Genomic DNA, 613 nt, shown 5'->3' on the forward strand with positions numbered 1-613 from the left:
CTTACCACGCTCCTTGAGCTCCTTGAGGAACTCGGGTGCGAGCTCAGCGTGGAGTTCTTTAGGTACATAGCGTAGCGCATTCTGTAGTGCCACACGTGTTTGTGCAGGGGTCAAGCTATAGCCCCTATCAGGTGCTCGACGGATGCCCTCCTCAAAGGTGGGGTACTTGGGCAGCGTAGCATCAAGTGTAAACTTACAAGTTCTCTTCATATTTACTGGTTGCGATCTTAATTTCAAGTCCCACAAAGATACTAAAAACTCTCCGATACGTATACATGTCCCTTAGGGTATAATAGAAATTAGAAGATAGAGATTAGAAGATAGAGATTAGAAGTTAGTTCTTGGGAGCACTGCTCTAAGACGCAATAAGAGAAGCGAGCTGTCTAGTCTCTGAGTACTAGACGGCTCGCTTTATGTGTCTCTTGCCTCAAGGAGTATAGCATCTAGCCCGCAGTGGTTGCAGGCTAGAATGCTTAGGAGAGACTTTGTTGTATCCCCTTAGGATAGAAGTAGCTACACCCCGCTCTGCGCTAGCTCGAGGAGGTGCTGCATCATCTCTTGGTGATGTGTAGATTGTCTTGCTCGAGAGGCTGCCTCTAGAGCCTTGGAGAGA

General features: G+C 47.8%; 1 pseudogene. It reads right to left on the bottom strand.

Features of this window, described 5'->3' with window-relative positions:
• Window positions 1-210, bottom strand: a pseudogene (locus PORUE0001_RS09285) (urocanate hydratase); the annotation flags it as partial.
• Window positions 211-613: the final 403 nt, after the last annotated feature.

It is taken from the genome of Porphyromonas uenonis 60-3 (assembly GCF_000174775.1).
Lineage (GTDB): Bacteria > Bacteroidota > Bacteroidia > Bacteroidales > Porphyromonadaceae > Porphyromonas > Porphyromonas uenonis_A.